The 18517-nt window shown below is 42.6% G+C and carries 18 protein-coding genes and 1 tRNA gene; 15 read left to right on the top strand and 4 right to left on the bottom strand.

The window, feature by feature from the left end; genetic code table 11:
- Position 1: 1 nt before the first annotated feature.
- The 11 genes from ACMHKH_RS11940 to ACMHKH_RS11990 all read left to right on the top strand — a co-directional run bounded on the left by ACMHKH_RS11940 (position 2) and on the right by ACMHKH_RS11990 (position 12765).
- Positions 2–673, top strand: a complete 672-nt coding sequence (locus ACMHKH_RS11940; protein ID WP_413520864.1) for an NADH:ubiquinone reductase (Na(+)-transporting) subunit D — start codon at positions 2–4, stop codon at positions 671–673.
- Complete coding sequence (nqrE, locus tag ACMHKH_RS11945) at positions 673–1281, top strand: NADH:ubiquinone reductase (Na(+)-transporting) subunit E (protein WP_201561662.1); 609 nt, start codon at positions 673–675, stop codon at positions 1279–1281. The genes ACMHKH_RS11940 and nqrE overlap by 1 nt, the downstream gene beginning before the upstream one ends.
- 123 nt (positions 1282–1404) lie before the next feature.
- A complete protein-coding gene (gene nqrF / locus ACMHKH_RS11950; protein ID WP_413520865.1) occupies positions 1405–2640 on the top strand; it encodes an NADH:ubiquinone reductase (Na(+)-transporting) subunit F in 1236 nt (411 codons plus the stop codon).
- Positions 2641–2799: 159 nt separating this feature from the next.
- Entirely contained in the window at positions 2800–3600 is an 801-nt protein-coding gene (locus ACMHKH_RS11955; RefSeq protein ID WP_413520866.1) for an SDR family NAD(P)-dependent oxidoreductase, read from the top strand.
- A gap of 127 nt (positions 3601–3727) precedes the next feature.
- Positions 3728–4873 (top strand): FAD:protein FMN transferase, encoded by a 1146-nt coding sequence (locus tag ACMHKH_RS11960; RefSeq protein ID WP_413520867.1) that lies wholly within the window; start codon positions 3728–3730, stop codon positions 4871–4873.
- A gap of 208 nt (positions 4874–5081) precedes the next feature.
- Entirely contained in the window at positions 5082–5327 is a 246-nt protein-coding gene (nqrM, locus tag ACMHKH_RS11965) for a (Na+)-NQR maturation NqrM (protein ID WP_413520868.1), read from the top strand.
- Positions 5328–5647: 320 nt separating this feature from the next.
- The gene (locus ACMHKH_RS11970) at positions 5648–6970 is read left to right on the top strand and encodes a CynX/NimT family MFS transporter (protein WP_413520869.1); all 1323 of its coding nucleotides are present in this window, start codon (positions 5648–5650) and stop codon (positions 6968–6970) included.
- Between the two features lie 90 nt (positions 6971–7060).
- Positions 7061–7888 (top strand): arylesterase, encoded by an 828-nt coding sequence (locus ACMHKH_RS11975; RefSeq protein WP_413520870.1) that lies wholly within the window; start codon positions 7061–7063, stop codon positions 7886–7888.
- On the top strand, positions 7885–8577 hold the full coding sequence (locus tag ACMHKH_RS11980; protein ID WP_413520871.1) for an ABC transporter ATP-binding protein: 693 nt from the start codon (positions 7885–7887) through the stop codon (positions 8575–8577). The genes ACMHKH_RS11975 and ACMHKH_RS11980 overlap by 4 nt, the downstream gene beginning before the upstream one ends.
- Before the next feature lie 11 nt (positions 8578–8588).
- Positions 8589–11222: an ABC transporter permease gene (locus ACMHKH_RS11985; RefSeq protein ID WP_413520872.1), complete on the top strand. Its 2634-nt coding sequence runs from the start codon at positions 8589–8591 to the stop codon at positions 11220–11222.
- A 199-nt stretch (positions 11223–11421) separates the two neighbouring features.
- Positions 11422–12765: a valine--pyruvate transaminase gene (locus tag ACMHKH_RS11990; RefSeq protein ID WP_413520873.1), complete on the top strand. Its 1344-nt coding sequence runs from the start codon at positions 11422–11424 to the stop codon at positions 12763–12765.
- Between the two features lie 15 nt (positions 12766–12780).
- Here ACMHKH_RS11990 and ACMHKH_RS11995 read toward each other — a convergent pair whose 3' ends face one another.
- From ACMHKH_RS11995 to hisB, 4 genes are all read right to left on the bottom strand, one after another.
- Positions 12781–13989: a hypothetical protein gene (locus ACMHKH_RS11995; RefSeq protein ID WP_413520874.1), complete on the bottom strand. Its 1209-nt coding sequence runs from the start codon at positions 13987–13989 to the stop codon at positions 12781–12783.
- 243 nt (positions 13990–14232) lie between these two features.
- Positions 14233–14610 carry a hypothetical protein gene (locus ACMHKH_RS12000; protein WP_413520875.1) on the bottom strand — a complete coding sequence of 126 codons (378 nt, stop codon included), beginning with the start codon at positions 14608–14610 and terminating at the stop codon, positions 14233–14235.
- A 140-nt stretch (positions 14611–14750) separates the two neighbouring features.
- Positions 14751–15395 (bottom strand): imidazole glycerol phosphate synthase subunit HisH, encoded by a 645-nt coding sequence (gene hisH / locus ACMHKH_RS12005; protein WP_413520876.1) that lies wholly within the window; start codon positions 15393–15395, stop codon positions 14751–14753.
- Positions 15396–16055, bottom strand: coding sequence for an imidazoleglycerol-phosphate dehydratase HisB (hisB, locus tag ACMHKH_RS12010; protein ID WP_413520877.1), 660 nt, complete (start codon positions 16053–16055; stop codon positions 15396–15398). It abuts the gene before it with no gap.
- Positions 16056–16385: 330 nt separating this feature from the next.
- On the opposite strand from hisB, the gene ACMHKH_RS12015 reads away from it, so the two are divergent.
- The 4 genes from ACMHKH_RS12015 (at position 16386) to ACMHKH_RS12030 (ending at position 18494) form a co-directional block, all read left to right on the top strand.
- Positions 16386–16814 carry a hypothetical protein gene (locus ACMHKH_RS12015; protein WP_413520878.1) on the top strand — a complete coding sequence of 143 codons (429 nt, stop codon included), beginning with the start codon at positions 16386–16388 and terminating at the stop codon, positions 16812–16814.
- Between the two features lie 117 nt (positions 16815–16931).
- A tRNA-Phe gene (locus ACMHKH_RS12020) sits at positions 16932–17007 on the top strand.
- Between the two features lie 179 nt (positions 17008–17186).
- Positions 17187–17687 carry a DUF4385 domain-containing protein gene (locus tag ACMHKH_RS12025; protein ID WP_413520879.1) on the top strand — a complete coding sequence of 167 codons (501 nt, stop codon included), beginning with the start codon at positions 17187–17189 and terminating at the stop codon, positions 17685–17687.
- A 129-nt stretch (positions 17688–17816) separates the two neighbouring features.
- A complete protein-coding gene (locus ACMHKH_RS12030) occupies positions 17817–18494 on the top strand; it encodes a phosphoglycolate phosphatase (protein ID WP_413520880.1) in 678 nt (225 codons plus the stop codon).
- The last annotated feature ends 23 nt before the right edge of the window (positions 18495–18517 follow it).

Raw genomic sequence — 18517 nt, forward strand, 5'->3', positions numbered from 1 at the left:
CATGGCTGATACAAAAAGTATTTTAGTTTCCCCTATTTTTGATAACAATCCTATCGGCTTGCAAATATTAGGTATTTGTTCTGCATTGGCGGTAACGACTACCGTTGCTAATGCATTGGTTATGAGTGTGGCGTTGACTTTGGTAACGGCATTTTCAAGCTTCTTTATCTCTACTATTCGTAAGCAAATCCCATCAAGCATTCGTATTATCGTGCAGATGACGATTATCGCCTCATTGGTTATTGTCGTCGATCAGATATTAAAAGCGGTCGCTTATGATGTCAGTAAAGGACTGTCGGTATTCGTTGGTTTGATTATCACCAACTGTATTGTTATGGGTCGCGCAGAAGCCTTTGCGATGAGTAATCCACCAGTACCGAGCTTCTTAGATGGTATTGGTAACGGTATGGGCTACTCTGCCGTACTACTGTTTGTGGCCACTATTCGTGAAATATTGGGCGCAGGAAGCTGGTTTGGTATGACCATATTACAACCGGCGACTGATGGCGGTTGGTATGTACCTAATGGCTTATTATTATTGCCACCTTCAGCGTTCTTTATTATTGCGTTGTTTATCGTCATTATTCGTACTTGGAAACCAGAACAGGTTGAAGATGCTGAATTTGTAATGAAGCCGCAGTCTAAAGGCATGGCACAAGGAGGCGGTCACTAATGGGACATTATGTTAGCTTATTTATAACCTCAGTCTTTATTGAAAATATGGCGCTGGCCTATTTCTTAGGCATGTGTACTTTTTTAGCAGTATCGAAAAAAGTCTCCACCGCTATCGGTCTTGGGGTTGCTGTCGTTTTCGTCATGGCACTTACCGTTCCGCTAAATAACCTACTCTTTCAGTTCATTCTTAAAGATGGTGCGCTTGCATGGGCAGGTTTTCCTGATATTGATTTAAGCTTTTTAGGTCTGCTCAGTTATATTGGTCTCATTGCTGCCGTCGTGCAGATACTAGAGATGTTTTTGGATAAGTTTGTGCCAAGTCTATATAACGCGCTTGGGATATTTTTACCACTGATTACGGTTAACTGTGCCATCTTGGGTGGCGTGCTATTCATGGTTGAGCGTGACTACAACTTCGGTGAGTCGATGGTATACGGTCTTGGTGCTGGTTTTGGTTGGGCACTTGCCATTACCGTATTGGCCGGTATCCGTGAAAAGTTAAAATACTCAGATATTCCAGCCCCGCTACAAGGCCTTGGTATTACCTTTATTACGGTTGGCCTGATGTCACTTGGCTTTATGTCTTTCGGTGGTATGTCAATTTAAACCGCTAAGCTTAAAACCTTATTTAGCGCTTTGACCTATTTAATTCATTTATTCTGTAGGGGTTTGAAAGAAACGTAATGACGTTTTTTCGCTCCCCTACTCCATAGATTAAGGATACATATCATGGATTATGCTACGGCGATTGGTGGCGTTGCTATGTTTACCTTGATCATCATGGGCTTGGTTGTCATTATTTTGGCAGCACGCTCAAGACTGGTCAGTTCAGGCGATGTGACCATTCACATCAATGATAATCCCGACAATGACGTGGTAACAGCAGCGGGCGGCAAGCTACTACAAACCCTTGCGAGTGAAGGTATATTTTTATCTTCAGCATGTGGTGGTGGTGGTACGTGCGCTCAATGTCGCTGCCGCGTTATTGAAGGTGGTGGCTCTATTTTGGCTACCGAAGAAGGCTATTTTACTCAGGGTGAAATTCGCGATCATATGCGCCTTGCTTGTCAGGTATCCGTTAAGCAAGATATGAAAATTGAGATTGACCCTGAATTCTTTGATGTACAAAAATGGGAATGTGAAGTTATCTCTAATGATAACGTTGCTACCTTTATTAAAGAATTGGTCCTCAAAATTCCAGATGGCGAAGAAGTAAACTTCCGCGCTGGTGGTTATGTACAGCTGGAAGCGCCACCGCACGAAGTGCATTATAAAGACTTTGTAGTTGACGAAGAATATAGAGAAGACTGGGAAAAATTTGGTATCTTCAACTATGTATCAAAAGTTGACGAACCCGTCATTCGTGCCTATTCAATGGCTAACTATCCTGACGAAAAAGGCTTAATTAAGTTTAATATTCGTATTGCTAGTCCACCACCGCGTGGTCCTGACGGTATTCCACCAGGCAAAATGTCCTCTTGGGTATTTAGCTTAGTTCCTGGTGATAAGGTTACAGTCGCGGGTCCTTACGGTGAATTCTTTGCCAAGAAGACTGAAGCTGAAATGATATTCGTCGGTGGGGGTGCCGGTATGGCACCAATGCGCTCGCATATTTTCGATCAGCTTAAACGTCTAAACTCTGACCGTAAAATCAGCTTTTGGTATGGTGCACGCTCTATACGTGAGATGTTCTATGTTGAAGATTATGACCAACTAGAAGCCGACTTTGCTAATTTCCAATGGCATGTCGCATTATCTGACCCACAGCCTGAAGACAACTGGGATGGCTATACTGGCTTCATCCATAACGTATTACTGGAAGAGTATCTGAAAGACCATCCAAGTCCTGAAGATTGTGAGTACTACATGTGTGGGCCACCAATGATGAACGCGGCGGTAATCGATATGTTACATAGTCTAGGTGTCGAAGATGAAAACATCATGCTTGATGATTTTGGCGGCTAAGTTACCAGTACGTTTGGTGGTCAAGTAGAATAATTCTACAATAACGATTAGTCTGATAATATATGCTAAATTAAGAGTCTCAATTGAGGCTCTTTTTTTATGGGCTAAATTAACAATAATGATGTGATAACAAATATCTTTAAACAAGAAAGGATTTCTATGAAAACCAATTATAAAGAGTTAACCATTTGGATAACTGGTGCTTCAAGCGGTATCGGTGAAGCATTAACCATCGCCTTTGCCAAACGCGGCGCTAGAATTATTTTAAGTGGGCGTGATAAAGAAAAATTAGCAGCAGTCAAAAGCCGCTGTAAAAACAGTAAAAAACATATCGTTATCCCTTTTGATATCACTAATGCTGAGCAAGCAAAAGAGGCATATGAGGCAGCAAAAATCCAAGCAGGAAAAATTGATTGGCTGATTAATAATGCTGGTATTAGCCAACGCTCACTTATTATGGACACAGAAGAAGATGTCGAACGTCAAATCATGGAGATAGATTATTTTGCGCAAACGCGCCTGACCAGACTGGTCCTGCCAGATATGATTGCACAAGGCGGCGGTAAAATAGTGATGATATCTAGCGTGGCAGGTCTACTTGGCACGCAATATCGTGGTGCTTATGGTGCTGCCAAAGCAGCTCTGCATATGTGGGCAAACAGTCTGCGTGCTGAATTACATCATCAAAGCATCGAGGTCGCAACCATATTTCCAGGATTTATCCAAACCGATATTTCTATTAATGCCTTGACTGGCGACGGTAGCGCCCAAGGAACAATGGATGAAGCAACCAATAAAGGGCTAACGGCGACAGCCTTTGCCAAACAAGCTGTCAAAGCACTCACTAACGGTAAAGAATATATTATCGTAGCAGGCAGCAAAGAAAAGCTCGCCATTAGGATTAATCGACTATCACCGCCAAAACTTTATAAGCTCATCCGCGAGTCACAAGTGAAATAAATCTAGCGAGTTAGTATCAATGACTTAAGCTGATGAATTGGCGTTATAGTCAATAAGAGGTGTAAAATAGGCAAGCCTTATATTAAGCGCCACTCATTTCTTTGCCATAAAAGCTATTATGATTCATATGAAAAAACAAATAATGCAAAAATCAGCCCCGCTCTCATTAGTTAGCAAATCGATAAATACAATCTTATTGCCCGTTATGGCTATAAGCGTTGTAATCGGTCTTAGTGCTTGCCAGCAAAAGACCGATTATAACAAGCTAAGCGGTGAGACCATGGGCACCAGCTACCATATTAGTTATCAGTTACCTAAAGGCGCTGATGAGGTTGCCATACAAGCAGCCATCGATAAGCGGCTACAACAAATCAATGACAGCATGTCGACTTATCAAGATGACTCTACCATCTCTAAATTTAATCGCTTGGGCAAAGACAACGCTATTACGATTGATGCAGATTTTAACCATGTATTAGAAGCCTCAAGACAAGTCTATCAGCAATCAGGTGGCGCCTTTGACCCTACCGTTATGCCATTAATAGAAACGTGGGGTTTTGGTAGTACGATGACCGTTGAGCGTTTGCAAAGCCCACCGACGGCACTAGAGATTGCCCAAGCGAAGGCTTTGGTCGACTTTGATAGTGTGATACAAAAAGACAAGACTATCTACAAAACCAAAGATGGGGTTGCTCTTGATTTTTCCGCAGTAGCTAAAGGTTATGGTGTCGATGTCATCGCTGATGTACTCAAAAACAACTATCAAATTCGCAATTATATGGTTGAAATTGGTGGTGAAGTGGCCACCTCTGGCGTTAGCAGTCAGCAACAGCCGTGGCAAATCGCCATTGATGCGCCGATTGAGGGCAGTACGGTCAGCGAGCGTCAAACTGTAGCGGTGATACGCCAACCGATGAATAGTGGCAATACTATGCATCTTGCGACCTCTGGCAACTATCGCAATTCTGTCGTCTTTGATGGTAAGCACTATAGCCATACCATTGATCCTACGACGGGTGAGCCCATTGTTGGTGGCGCACCATCAGTAACAGTCGCAGCAAAAACTGTGGCGCTGGCTGATGCTTGGGCAACTGCTTTGACCGCCATGCCTTATGAAAAAGCATTGCGCGTTGCCACACAGCAAAATGTAGCCGCCTTATTTGTGATCTTGGCTGATGGTGTTAAAGCAGACGCAACGACAGGCAGCATTGACGATTGGCAAATGATACAAACACCGGCCATGCAGGTATTACGTGCTGACAAGAAACCTTAATGCTAATAATCTTAACTTTAGAAGCATGAATTTCAGAATTACCATTCTTAAAAAAATTAATTAAATAATGTTTACTTTTCAATGGGATCAGCGTTTATCAAATGCGTTAAGAGAGCAGCGATGCACAAACGGACTACTCAAATTTTTGCTATACTATTAATACGTTATCGATAGATGACTGTCCTATTTTAAACGCGAGGTTTCCTCTATGCTTAGCCAACTGCTTCCCATGCTTGCCATCACCTTTACCGTATTCATTCTATTTTTTATCTTTATGGGTATTGGTTATATGGTCAAAAAAAAGCCGCTTAGAGGGTCTTGTGGCGGTGTCGCTAAATTGATGGGCAATGAGAAATGTTCGTACTGTGGTGACGATCCTAATAAGTGCGACTCCTTGATCGCTGAACAACAAGAAAACGCCTTAAAAGCCGCTCAATTAGGCAAATCGGTATAAGTAGTAGATTTGTTACCATACGCTGGTAGTCTTTAGTCATCATTTGTTCTTATAATAGCGTCAAGTCTTTTAAAAAGAGGCTGGCGCTATTTTTGTTTGTGCCATACCAATTTTTATAAGCAGCTATTGATAAAGAGTGCTTTATCATCAAAATCTCAACCTTATTACCTACATATAATTTTGCCCTGATCGATAGGGTAGCAAGCTCATATGAATTGCTTTCTGCAAGTATTTTTATATTCTAGTTTATTTTCTAAATCGCCTTCACGGTGAGATTTACTGGTGTTATTTTATAAGCGATGGTGCGCCAGCGCTTTTTAATGACGTGTCTTTTTTCTTATGCTGATAGTCGTGCCGCTATGTCTACCTCTTCTAATTTGCAAACTGATTTAACACCCCAGTCACAAGCACAGTCGGGTGCTCCGTCAAACTTGAAGCTGCCCTCTTCACGCTTTACGTTTTGGCTAGTACTGTGTGCCATGATTTTGCTCGGGACTAATATGCGCTCGCCGATTGTGGCGTTGGGCTCTATTGCGCCTGTGGTACAGGAGGCGCTCAATATCTCCGAAACCCAAATCGGTTGGCTTGGCGCGGTGCCGATGCTGACTTTTGCGCTGGGTGCTTTTGTTTCGCCCACGATTGGTAAGCGGTTTGGGCTTGAAAATACCTTGATTGCGATGATTGCTCTATTAACCACGGGCATGATGATTCGTAGCCTCATTCCCACTTGGGGTGGGTTTTTAAGCGGTACATTATTATTGACATTGGCAATTGGTTTTGCCAATACGCTCGCTGCTCCTGTTATTAAGCAGCGTACGCCCAATCACATACCCTTAATTACTGGCTTATTTAGTCTCACCATGACGGTCTCGGCAGGCATTGTCGCAGGTGTAGTACTGCCATTATCTGCGCAAGTCGGTTGGCAATGGGCGCTTGGTGGTTGGTCTGTGTTGGGGATCTTTGCTTTCATTATTTGGGTACTGTTACGGCTGCGCTTAGGCTCATCAAACCATCAGCCAATCGTGCCACTTGCTAAGGGCGTACAAGCGCCGGCACATATCTCGATGTGGCGCACGCCTTTTGCTTGGCAAATTGCGATCTTTATGGGCTTACAATCGTTGCTTTTTTATACTGTTGCCAGCTTTTTGCCCTCGATTTGGCTGAGTAAAGGGTTGCCTGCGGTGAGCGCTGGTCAAATGGGCTCTATCTTTCAGTTTATGGCACCCGTAGCGATTTTGAGTTTGACGTGGTTGGTGAACCGTGGGCGTCCTATACAAGCGTTGGCGGTACTTGCTGCCGTCTTGAACGTGATTGGCCTTTTAGGAATCAGTTATCTATCGGTAGATTTGGCGTGGTTGTGGTCAGCGCTAATGGGTATTGGCTGTTCAGCCATTTTTACCTTATGTATGATGCTGTTTTCGATGCGAACTTATACCGCCAACCAATCGAGTGAGCTTTCTGGAATGGCACAAGCAGTCGGCTACCTGATTGCATTCTTCGGTCCGTTGGGTACAGGCTGGTTGCATGAAGCAACGGACAGCTGGGATTTGCCGTTATTTATTATGTTGGTATTGATGATTATAAATGTGGGGTTCGCTTGGCTGATCAGTCGTCCGGTGATGGTCGATGGTAAGAAGATTTAATTTTCATCATTACTCAATTAACTATTGCACCATATTGATGCTTATCTGATTCTGCTAGACTGGGTTTATTGTATATAGGACAGCAGAATCATGATAAACCTACCTTCTCGTCTACCGCAGCGCTTGCTCACGGTCGCTGCATTGACCGTAGCAATTGCTATTAGCGGCTGTCAGAAAGAGCCTGATACCAATACGGCTACTAACACTCAGAACAACAACAAAACCATTAATACAAAAATTGCCGAGCCTCAAAATCCAGAAGCTAAGCAACAAGTTGTACCTCTAACCATCTTGGCACTAGGTGACTCGTTGACAGAAGGTCTTGGCGTTGATAATGATGCCAATTACCCATCACAGCTACAAGCACGCTTACAAGAACTTGGTTATAAAAATGTCAAAGTCATCAATTCAGGATTAAGTGGCGAAACCAGCACTGGCTTGGTGAATCGCTTAGACTGGGTATTACAGACCAAACCTGATATTACGATTTTGACCGTCGGTGCTAATGACGCCATTCGCGGTATTGATGTGGCGACGGTTGAGGCTAATATTCGTACCGCTGTTAAACGTCTACAGGATAATGGTAGCGAGGTGATATTGGGCGGTATGCAAATTTATGACAATCTTGGTTCGGATTACGTAAAATCATTTGCCGCGATATATCCAAGAGTAGCAAAAGATATGAACGTGACACTTATTCCCTTCTTTTTAGACGGTGTTGGCGGTGACCCAAAACTCAATCAAGCAGATGCCATTCATCCAACCCGTGAGGGCTACAAGATTATCGTTAATGATAATATCTTGCCAATCTTACAACCTGAGCTTAAAAAATTAGAAGCAAGTAATGCTGGTGAATCAATAAAACCTAACAAGCCAGCGCCAACATCGACGAGCACGCCTACTGAGACTGCACAATGACATCATCCGCATTAAATGCTCCGCAAGCAGCGCTGCTCACTGCTATTAAGTTAAATAAAACCGTGCAAGTCGGTGACCAATCGTTATCCATTATTAAAGACGTCGATATTCATGTCAATGCGGGTGAGTTCGTGGTTATCATGGGCAAATCCGGCTCGGGAAAATCTACTTTGTTAGGCTTATTAGCGGCGCTAGATTATCCTGATAGTGGCACCGTCGAGTTGGCTGGTCAAACATTGAGTAGCCTTGATGAAGATGCTTTAGCTGTCATTCGTCAGCGGGATATGGGTTTTGTTTTTCAATCCTTTCACCTCTTACCAACATTAACCGTAGCAGAAAACATTGCTTTTCCACTTGATATTGCTCGGCGTCCAAACAAAGCACGAGTGGATAAATTGATTGAAGCCGTTGATTTGGGTCACAGACGCAATAGCTTGCCCAATCAACTATCAGGTGGTGAGCAGCAGCGTACTGCTGTCGCACGAGCGCTAGTTTCGCAGCCAAAAATTGTCTTTGCTGATGAGCCAACGGGTAACTTAGATGAGCAAAATGCCAATCAAGTCATGCAATTATTATTAGATTTGAGACAGCAAGTTGGCTCAGCGTTGGTCGTTGTGACCCATGACCCTGCGCTGGCTGAAATGGCAGATCGTGTCATTACCATGCATGATGGGCGGATTGTACATTAATGAATAACTTGATGAATAATAAGAAAACAGAGAAGCATTCACCAAAAGATAAGACTGATACGGCAATGGCAAAAGAGTCAGATTATACTGGCGGCATCATATCCCATTTATTTAAAGGTTTGGGCGCGCAAGCATTAAGCCGTAGTTGGTGGCAGCGCTGGGTCTATCCAGTGTTATTTTTACTGACTTTAACGCTATCACTGGCAACTTATCTGACCCTAGATTCGATTCAGCAATCGGTTAATACCTATATCAATGACAATCAGCGCGCACTGGTTGGAGGCGATTTGATATTAAACAGTCAGCAAGACTGGCCAAGCGAAGTGTTAACGCAAGTCGAAACGGTTGCTGATGCGCAAAAAGTTTATGATTATCAGTTTAGTGCGATGGTGGTCACTGATGAGCAAACCTTACTTGCCCGCGTCAAAGCCGTCTCGCCTGCTTATCCGTTATATGGTGACGTCGAACTAGCATCTGGTCAGCCTTTGTGGCAGCAGCTCAAGCCTGATAATGTGGTCGTCGCCCCAGAAGTACTTAAAAGCCTAAACGCTAGTATTGGTGATGAAATTACCATTGGTGAAGGACAGTTCACGATTAGTGATGTGCTGACGAAAGAGCCTGACCGTCCGTTGACCGCGTTTGGCTTTGGTGGACGAGTGCTGATGCAACAAGACGCGCTCGCCGCAACCAATCTATTAGGTGAGCGTAGCCGCATCAACTATCGCATTGAGTTAGCAGGTGAGCCAGAATTAATCGCTGAGCAGCGCGACAAGCTGACGCAAATATTAACCAATTATCCTGATATCGAGCTCTCTGATGCTGAATCAGCAGATACTTCTGTTTCGCGTATCTCTGACAATGTATTGATGTTTTTAAAACTCTTGGTCATCGCGGTACTTTTACTATCGGCGGTAGCGATGTATGGGGTCATCACCGCGTTTGTGTCCAAGCAGCAATCTAGTAATGCGATTCGCTTAGCATTGGGTGAGCCGCTTAGCTCACTTAAACGCAGCTACTATCAGCTATTAATCGCTACCACCATCATCGCTGGTATCGCTGCGATTATCGTTAGTTTTGGCTTACTCAAAGTTGGTCAGCCGTATCTTGTGGCTATCTTGCCAGCGGATGTTGGCTTAGCTATTAATCCTATCAGCGCCATTAAAACCATTATTATCGCCTTAGTGCTGACGTTGCTTATAGCGCAGCGTGGCTTGAGTTCGCTTAGTACCACCAAACCCGCAACCTTACTTAGCCAAGGTGCAAGCTCACCAGCGCAAAATCTGCCTTGGTATCGACGCTTACCTTTACTATGGTATGCACTAATGCTCACAGGGCTTTATGCGTTCTTTGCCTATGAAGTAGGTTTGTTTAAGCTAGGCGCTCAGTTACTCATAGGATTAATCGGTTTCGTAGCAATATTTTGGCTGTTAGCGCGTGCTTGGTTATGGCTACTTGCCAAGTTGGCGACCAACAGCAATGTCAGTTGGATGCAGCGGATTGCTATTCATAACCTTGCCCGTAAAGGCAATCAATCAGCATTGTTCTTTGTTACCTTATCGCTATCAGTGGCGGTGCTGACATTGATTACCACGCTTAATCATAGTATCAATACCCAGTTTATTAATGCCTATCCTGAAGATGCGCCGAATTTATTTTTGTTAGATATTCAAAGCGATCAGCATGATGAAATTAATAACATCATTGAGGCACCAGTGAGCTACTATCCTGTCATTCGTGCCCGTGTGGTGACCGCTAATAATGTACCTGTACAAGATATCGAGCCTGCTGAGGATTTTGATGACCCTACGCGTGTCTTTAATTTAAGCTACTCAGATACCGTCATGGAGACTGAGTTTATTACAGATGCCGTAGCCAATAATCAACTGTATGCACCTATCGAAACTGAGAGTAAGGATCCAGGGCAAGTCGTCGCGCCTTTATCGATTTTAGATACCGCTGCTAGTTTATTAAATGTTGGCATGGGCGATCAGGTGCGCTTTAATATCCAAGGTATTGAAATCGTCGGTCAAATCACCAGTATTCGCTCGCGTTATGAGCAAGGTCCAAGCCCGTATTTTTACTTCTTATTTGAGCCTTCCGTCCTCTCTGCTGCGCCACAAATCCAATTTGCCACAGCACATGTCGCAGCGGATGATATTCCAGACTTGCAAGGACAACTGGTCAGAGCATTTCCTGCCGTAACGACCATTGATGGGACGGCTATCGCGCAGCAAGTCCAAGAGTTGGTGGCGCAAATGAGTCGCTTGGTTTATGTCTTCACCCTACTAGCTCTATTGACTGGCATCATGGTATTGATTAGCTCGTTACTGTCCACCTCGCAAGACCGCATGCAAGAAAGCGCTTCGTTTAGGCTGTTAGGTATGCAAAAACGTGACTTATATATGCTTAATATACTAGAGCTTGGATTGCTTGGACTTAGTGCCGCGGCATTTGCCGTCATTATCGCCAGCATTGGCGCTTGGGCTGCGATTACCCAATGGTTTAATCTACGCTTTAGTGTGCCGTGGACAAGTTTAAGTATTGGCGGTGTAGCATTGGTTGTCTTGCTATTTGCCATTGCCATTATTTATGTGAGATTGGTGATTGGACGTGGGATTATGGCGAGAGTAAGGGCGATGATTTAATAATTTCTTATTATTGGTAAAACTTTCAAATTTAGGTTAGCTTAAGCATTATTTATGCTTAAGCTAACCTATTTTTTGGTTTACTATTAAGGTTTTTAAATTTTGCTATTTGCTATCCTTATTTTTAAATGATAAATTCCATATCACTTTACGATATTTTATATTCTCTTATCAACCTTTAAAACAGCACGGTAACCTTATGAAATTCTCAAAATTCGGTCAAAAATTTACCCAGCCTACTGGTATCTCACAATTGATGGATGATCTTGGCGATGCGCTAAAAAGCGATCAGCCGATTAATATGCTGGGCGGTGGTAATCCTGCCAAGATTGAAGCCGTCAATGAGCTATTTTTAGAGACTTATAAGGCGCTTGGTAATGATAACGATACGGGTGAAGCCAATAGTAGCGCTATTATTAGCATGGCGAATTACTCCAACCCGCAAGGTGATGCTGCGTTTATCGATGCGTTAGTCGGCTTCTTTAACCGTCATTATGATTGGGATCTGACGGCAGAAAATATTGCCCTGACCAATGGCTCACAAAACGCCTTTTTCTATCTATTTAATCTATTTGGTGGTGCTTTCGTTGACGAGCACAGTCAAGATAAAGACAGCCAGTCGGTAGATAAATCTATTTTACTACCGTTAACTCCTGAATATATTGGCTACAGTGATGTACATGTTGAAGGTCAGCATTTCGCTGCCGTATTACCGCATATCGATGAAGTGACTCATGATGGAGAAGAAGGTTTCTTTAAATATCGTGTTGATTTTGAGGCATTAGAGAACTTGCCCGCGCTAAAAGAAGGTCGTATTGGGGCGATTTGTTGCTCACGCCCAACCAATCCGACTGGCAACGTCTTGACTGATGATGAAATGGCGCATTTAGCTGAGATTGCCAAGCGTTATGACATACCGTTGATTATTGACAATGCTTACGGTATGCCCTTCCCTAACATCATTTATTCAGACGCGCATCTCACTTGGGATGACAATACGATTCTTTGCTTTAGCCTGTCTAAAATTGGCTTACCCGGTATGCGTACCGGTATTATCGTTGCTGCGCCTAAAGTGATCGAAGCGGTCAGCGCAATGAATGCGGTGGTGAATTTAGCGCCAACACGCTTTGGGGCAGCGATTGCCACACCATTAGTCAACAATGACCGCATCAAGCAGCTATCGGATAATGAGATTAAACCTTTTTATCAACAGCAAGCGAATACCGCCGTACGCTTATTAAAAGAAGCGTTGGGTGATTATCCACTAGCGATTCATAAGCCTGAAGGCGCGATTTTCTTATGGTTATGGTTTAAAGACTTGCCGATTACGACTGTTGAATTATACGAGCGTCTAAAAGAAAAAGGCACGCTTATTGTGCCAAGTAAACACTTTTTCCCCGGTGTCGATGTGAGCAGTTACCAACATGCGCATGAATGTATTCGTATGAGTATTGCCGCTGATGAGCAAACGCTGATTGATGGTATTCGAGTGATTGGTGAAGTGATACGCGAGCTTTATGATGAGGTTAAGCCAAAAAATTAGCATTAGCCGTAACGATTATAGGTCTACCTTGATCCTAATATATTGATAAGTATCATTAAGGCTGCCGTTTTCTTTCCAGAAGGCGGCGCTATGAGTAACGGCTAAATATAAATAGCCGTCTTTGGCCCAAAATATATCTTTTGGCTCATCAACAGGCATCCAATTTTTAAATCCTGCGCTCATTATAGGAGTTATTTTTTTATTTTGAATACGATATAACTCAAGGTCAGTACGCGGTTCGTCATAAGGATTGGCGTAAACCGCCATAATATACTGCTTGTCTGGTGATATATAAGGATATTCGATAAAATCCTGTGTTTGCTTTCCAGTGATACTATCAAAAATTATATAACTAGAGCTTTCCCAAAACTGGCCAAAAACTACATATTGGTTTAAAAAATCGATTTGACCCATATATTTAAATCTGGCTTCGCTATCATTATCAGTTTCGATATCAACCAACTTCACCGTTTCTTTAGCGGTTGGAATGGATAAAACGCCATTTTCTTTTTTAACTTTAGCGTTACCTGTCGATAAAAAATTAACCGCCAGTGCTCTTTTTTTCTCAAATAAAGATTTATCGATGAGTTCGAATATCAGTATGCTATCTAGTGGCTTTCCATTTTCAACGCCCGCATACTTTTCGTCTATGTTCGAATATGACAGGATATTTAAATCATCAGTAATCAAGACCACTTTGTCTAATGTACCAACCTCATTTTTCTTGATATAGATTTTTTCTTCTTGATCAGCAGTGACGTATCTACCCTCATCATCTTCATATTCCCTACGCATCATCGCTTTGATACCATACCAGCCTTTAGCGTCTTCAATAACTTCCAACTTATCACCAAACATATAGCTTTTGAGCTTTTCGGCAGTATCGTTGGGCAACTGCCTACCTACTGCTCCAGCTCTATCGATGACATATAATTCCATTAATACTGGCGTATCAGGGTCAATAGTAACCCCTCTAGAATCGTCCACTGCTGCTATTTCGATCGTTTCATCAACTGAGATATCTGGAGCTAAGGGTAAGTTCTGCTTTGGCTTTTCAGCAGATTCAGTACCAGCAGATTCAGAAACAGGTATGCCATCAGCTTTTTGGTTGGTTAGCGTACTAGAAAGGCTGGACTCATCGCTACAAGCGCCTATAGACAAGATAGTGACACTAAGCGTAAAGACGTATAGATAAGGCTTACACAAACAGTTAAATATTGTCATGGCGCGACCTTTTCTATAAGAAGAAATTGTGAAATAAAAATAAACTGAGAATAAGTTCAATGAGTCTAATTTTTTTCTGTCTAAATATCTTTACGCTTAAGACTATCATATTTTTTTAAAACACTCCGGACACTCTGGACACTCTGGACACTCTGGACACTCTGGACACTCTGGACACTCTGGACACTCTGGACACTCTGGACACTCTAATACTTTACAACCTTTAATAACTAACTGACTTTCTTATCGTTGTTTTAATAACCGAGTTGGCTTATTAACCACTGATTGAAAAGTCTTCGTCCACATGGTAAGCCCATAAAGCACATACGACAGCAGACAGGTATTAATCAAATCATGGATGCTGGCTTTTAGCTCTGCACTTCCTATCCCAGACATACCTAACTCGGTAATCGTCTGCCGATTGTCCAAATACTCACCTAATAAGGCAATACAAGTTACCAAAACTAAAGCAATAAACGCTCTGACACTGTATTTTTTAAAAATTGGACGCATCAGAATTAAGCTTAATAAATAAACGCTGATACCGACATACATATGTAGAGCGTCTTTGTCTAAGCCTGTGGCATCTACGACACCGTTCTTGAAAATATAAAAATCCACGATTTTATTCCGTGTATAAGAGATAGAAAATAACTGAGTATAATTTAAAAACAACTAATTATAAATTGAAAATAAAAAAGGTAGATTAAGCATTTGCTAACCTACCTTACTGTTCAATCAAAAATTTAGTACATGCTTCTTTAAATATTCCAATCCACAAAGTTCTTTAACAGCTGCAAGCCTGCGGTATGGCTTTTTTCTGGATGGAACTGGGTGGCAAATAAGTTATCTTGAATAACGCTAGCACAAAATGGCTGACCGTAATCACAAATAGCAGCCACTTGAGCGCTGTCGGTCGGCTCACAATAATAGCTGTGTACAAAATAAAAATGCGCATTATCTTCAATACCGTTCCACAATGGATGCTCAAAATCCATCTCAGTAATGGTATTCCAACCCATATGCGGCACTTTAATAGTGACGCCTTGCTCATCAGTCCACGTCGGATCAAACGCCTCTACCTTACCCTTTAAAATACCAAAACAGTCCGTACTGTCGTTCTCTGCCGACTGCTCAAATAATGCCTGCATACCGACGCAGATGGCGAGTACAGGCTTATTAAAGATAGCTTGGCGTATGACCTTGTCAATTCCTACTTCCTGCATACCTATCATACAGTCGCGCATCGCTCCGACACCAGGGAAGACAATCTTGTCTGCTGCCGCGACTACTTTTGGGTCACTGGTGATAGAAACTTCTGCACCGACAAGCGCTAACGCTTTGCCAACGGAGTGCAAGTTACCCATACCATAATCTAATAGTGCAATCTTTGTGGCTCGACTCATCTAAAAAGCCTCTTTGGTCGATGGTAAAGTGTTTAATGCTCGCTCATCATATTCGCAAGCCATACGTAAGGCACGAGCAAAGGCTTTAAAGGTAGATTCGATTTGGTGATGGCTATTTTTGCCTTTGAGGTTGTCTAAATGTACCGTCATCCATGAATGATTGACGAAACCATAGAAGAATTCGCTAAACAAATCGACATCAAACGTTCCGACATGCGAGCGTGTAAACGGTATATCCATATGCAGACCCGGGCGCCCTGACAAATCAACCACCGCACGCGTCAATGCTTCGTCTAATGGCGCATAAAAATGCCCATAACGACGAATGCCTTTTTTATCACTCAATGCTTTGGCAAAAGCTTGTCCAAGCGTAATACCGGTATCTTCGACACTGTGGTGATCATCAATAAAAGTATCGCCCGTACATTTGATGTCTAAGTCAAACAAGCCGTGACGTTTAATCTGATCAATCATATGGTCCAAAAACGGTACGCCAGTATCGACAACGCCTTGACCAGTGCCATCGAGATTAACGGTACAAGTGACTTGGGTCTCAGCAGTATTGCGCGTCACTGTGGCGGTACGAGCTGGGCGACCATGTAAATTTATATTTTGTGCAGTTGTATCGGCTGTATTGGTGGTCGTCAAATTGGCAGTCATGGCTACTCTCTATTCATTAAAAGCGGTCAATAAAATAGGGCGAAAAAACGCCCAATACCTGTTCACTAGCGTGTAAATGATTTTATATTTAGAAATCTAAGAATGGGGACAATGTCTAGGTAACCTACTAAAATCGCAAGTATTGTCTATCAAAAACACTGTCTACCTTCATCATAGCAAACCCTAGCATTTACTGCCATGACCAAGCGCTAAACCACGCACAAAATTGCGTCATTCTGCTAAAATAGCGCATTCAGTATTATCAATCATTGCGCCATACTCATTACTTTATGCCATACAAACATTTGAAACATTTAAGAGGAAGCCACGATGCCTTTAGAAGCGATTGCCATTAACGACTTACAAACTCCTTTGATGAAAAAGCCGACTCGTGAAAATGAATTGGCCGAGCGCCTACAAGCATTGTATGACACCGATGACAATCAACCGGATGGTGCTGAGGTATTGGCACTTATTGAACAAGGGTTTAAGCGTGGTCAGTATCTATATGTCGGGATGTTCAATGACAAGCCTATCGCCGCGGTGGCCTGCTTTGATGACGGGCAAACCGATGCCAAACGCCTGCAATATCTCACCGTACATCAACAAAACCGCGGTCGCGCCATTGATGCTAAGTTTATCAAACTGGTCTATGATGCCGAGGTCAAAAAAGGCGTACGCCAGTTTATCCCTGCTGATGCCGACATTCACCGTATTATGAGTGAATACGAGCTACTGAGCGTAAAGGATTCATTTTAGGGTAAAAAAGGCTTATTTTGATTAGTTATCAATTATTTTTGCCCTTTTATCACATATAATGCAAAAACCTCTTGACAGCAACGCCTATATTTAGTTTAATAGCGCCTCAACGAAGACGGCTCGATAGCTCAGTCGGTAGAGCAACGGATTGAAAATCCGTGTGTCGGCAGTTCGAACCTGCCTCGAGCCACCATTCGTTTAAGAATTCTAAAAAGCCCCAGACATCACTGTTTGGGGCTTTTTTTATGGCTGCAATAATGGCTAACTGCTATTAATTGCCACTTTCAATGATCTATAACATATCTGTGCTACATTTCAATCGTATAAGCTCTTTATACTAATACTATCTATGGATAACCGATAGGTAAGATAATGAGAGAGTTTGATTATGATTTGGATTATAAGAATTTAGATTTGCGCCTGCAGCCTGAGCTATATCGTGTCGGACGCGGTGAGCAAGGCGTATTATTGGTAGAGCCGTATAAATCTGAGATTCTACCGCATTGGCGTTTTGCCACTCCTGAAATTGCGACAGAAAGCAGCGACATCATTTATCAGATGTTTTTGGATTATTTGGCAGCCGATGATTTTGTCGGCGCTGATATGGCACGCAAATTTATTCAAATGGGTTTTACCCGCGCCCGCCGCTATGCCAATCATAAAGGCGGTAAAAAGTACAAGGGCGCCGTACCTGATGATAAAAAAAGCCAAAGCGGTGCGCATGGACGCTCAGAGCTACCACGACAAACCGAGGATGCCATTAAAGCAGAATCAGCACGCATCTTTAAACAAAAATGGGATTTGTGCCGCGAAAATACAAACTATTTAAAAATGAAAGCTGAACACCGTAATCGCTATAAAGATATTGAATAGTAGTTGTTGAAATAGCAGTAAAAGTAAGTTCTATCGCTTACCTATGCTATGGTAATAAAAATCCTGAATAGTACTTTTAAAAATTAATAACATAACAAATAGAATGAACAATTCTACTCGCGAGGAATAATGGATAAGCAACTTTTGATTTTTGACTTCGATGGTACCTTAATTGATAGCGTCCCAGATTTGGCTGATGCTACTAATGCGATGCTGACCACGCTTGGTAAAAATAGCTATCCTATCGATACCATTCGTAACTGGGTGGGCAATGGCTCAAGAATGCTGGTAGAACGTGCCTTGGTTGGTAAGATAGAAGTTTTAGACGGTGAATTAACCAAAGAAGATGTTGACCATGCTGAGCAAGTATTTTTTGATGCCTATAGCAACATGGGTGGTAGCAAAACCATCGCCTATCCGGATGTCGATGGTGGGCTAAAAAAACTACAAGCAGCAGGGTTTAAGCTGGCGTTAGTGACCAATAAGCCGATTCGTTTTGTGCCCAAAATATTACAGTTTTTTGGCTGGCAAGACTTGTTTAGCGAAGTGCTTGGTGGTGATAGCTTATCGGTTAAAAAGCCCGATCCCGCCCCACTCTTGCATGTCTGCGAGGCTTTAGATGTGACTCCAGCACAAGCAATTATGATTGGTGATTCCAGAAACGATATCTTAGCGGGACAAAATGCCAATATGGATACGCTTGGACTTTCTTATGGCTACAATTATGGGCAGGATATTCGAGAGCTAAACCCTACCGAAACGTTTGATGATTTTGCAGCATTGGTTGCCTATATTTTAAAAGATTAGCCGGTCAAATTATTAATTTTTTA

This window comes from Psychrobacter glacincola (genome assembly GCF_965118485.1).
Taxonomy (GTDB): Bacteria; Pseudomonadota; Gammaproteobacteria; order Pseudomonadales; family Moraxellaceae; genus Psychrobacter; species Psychrobacter glacincola_D.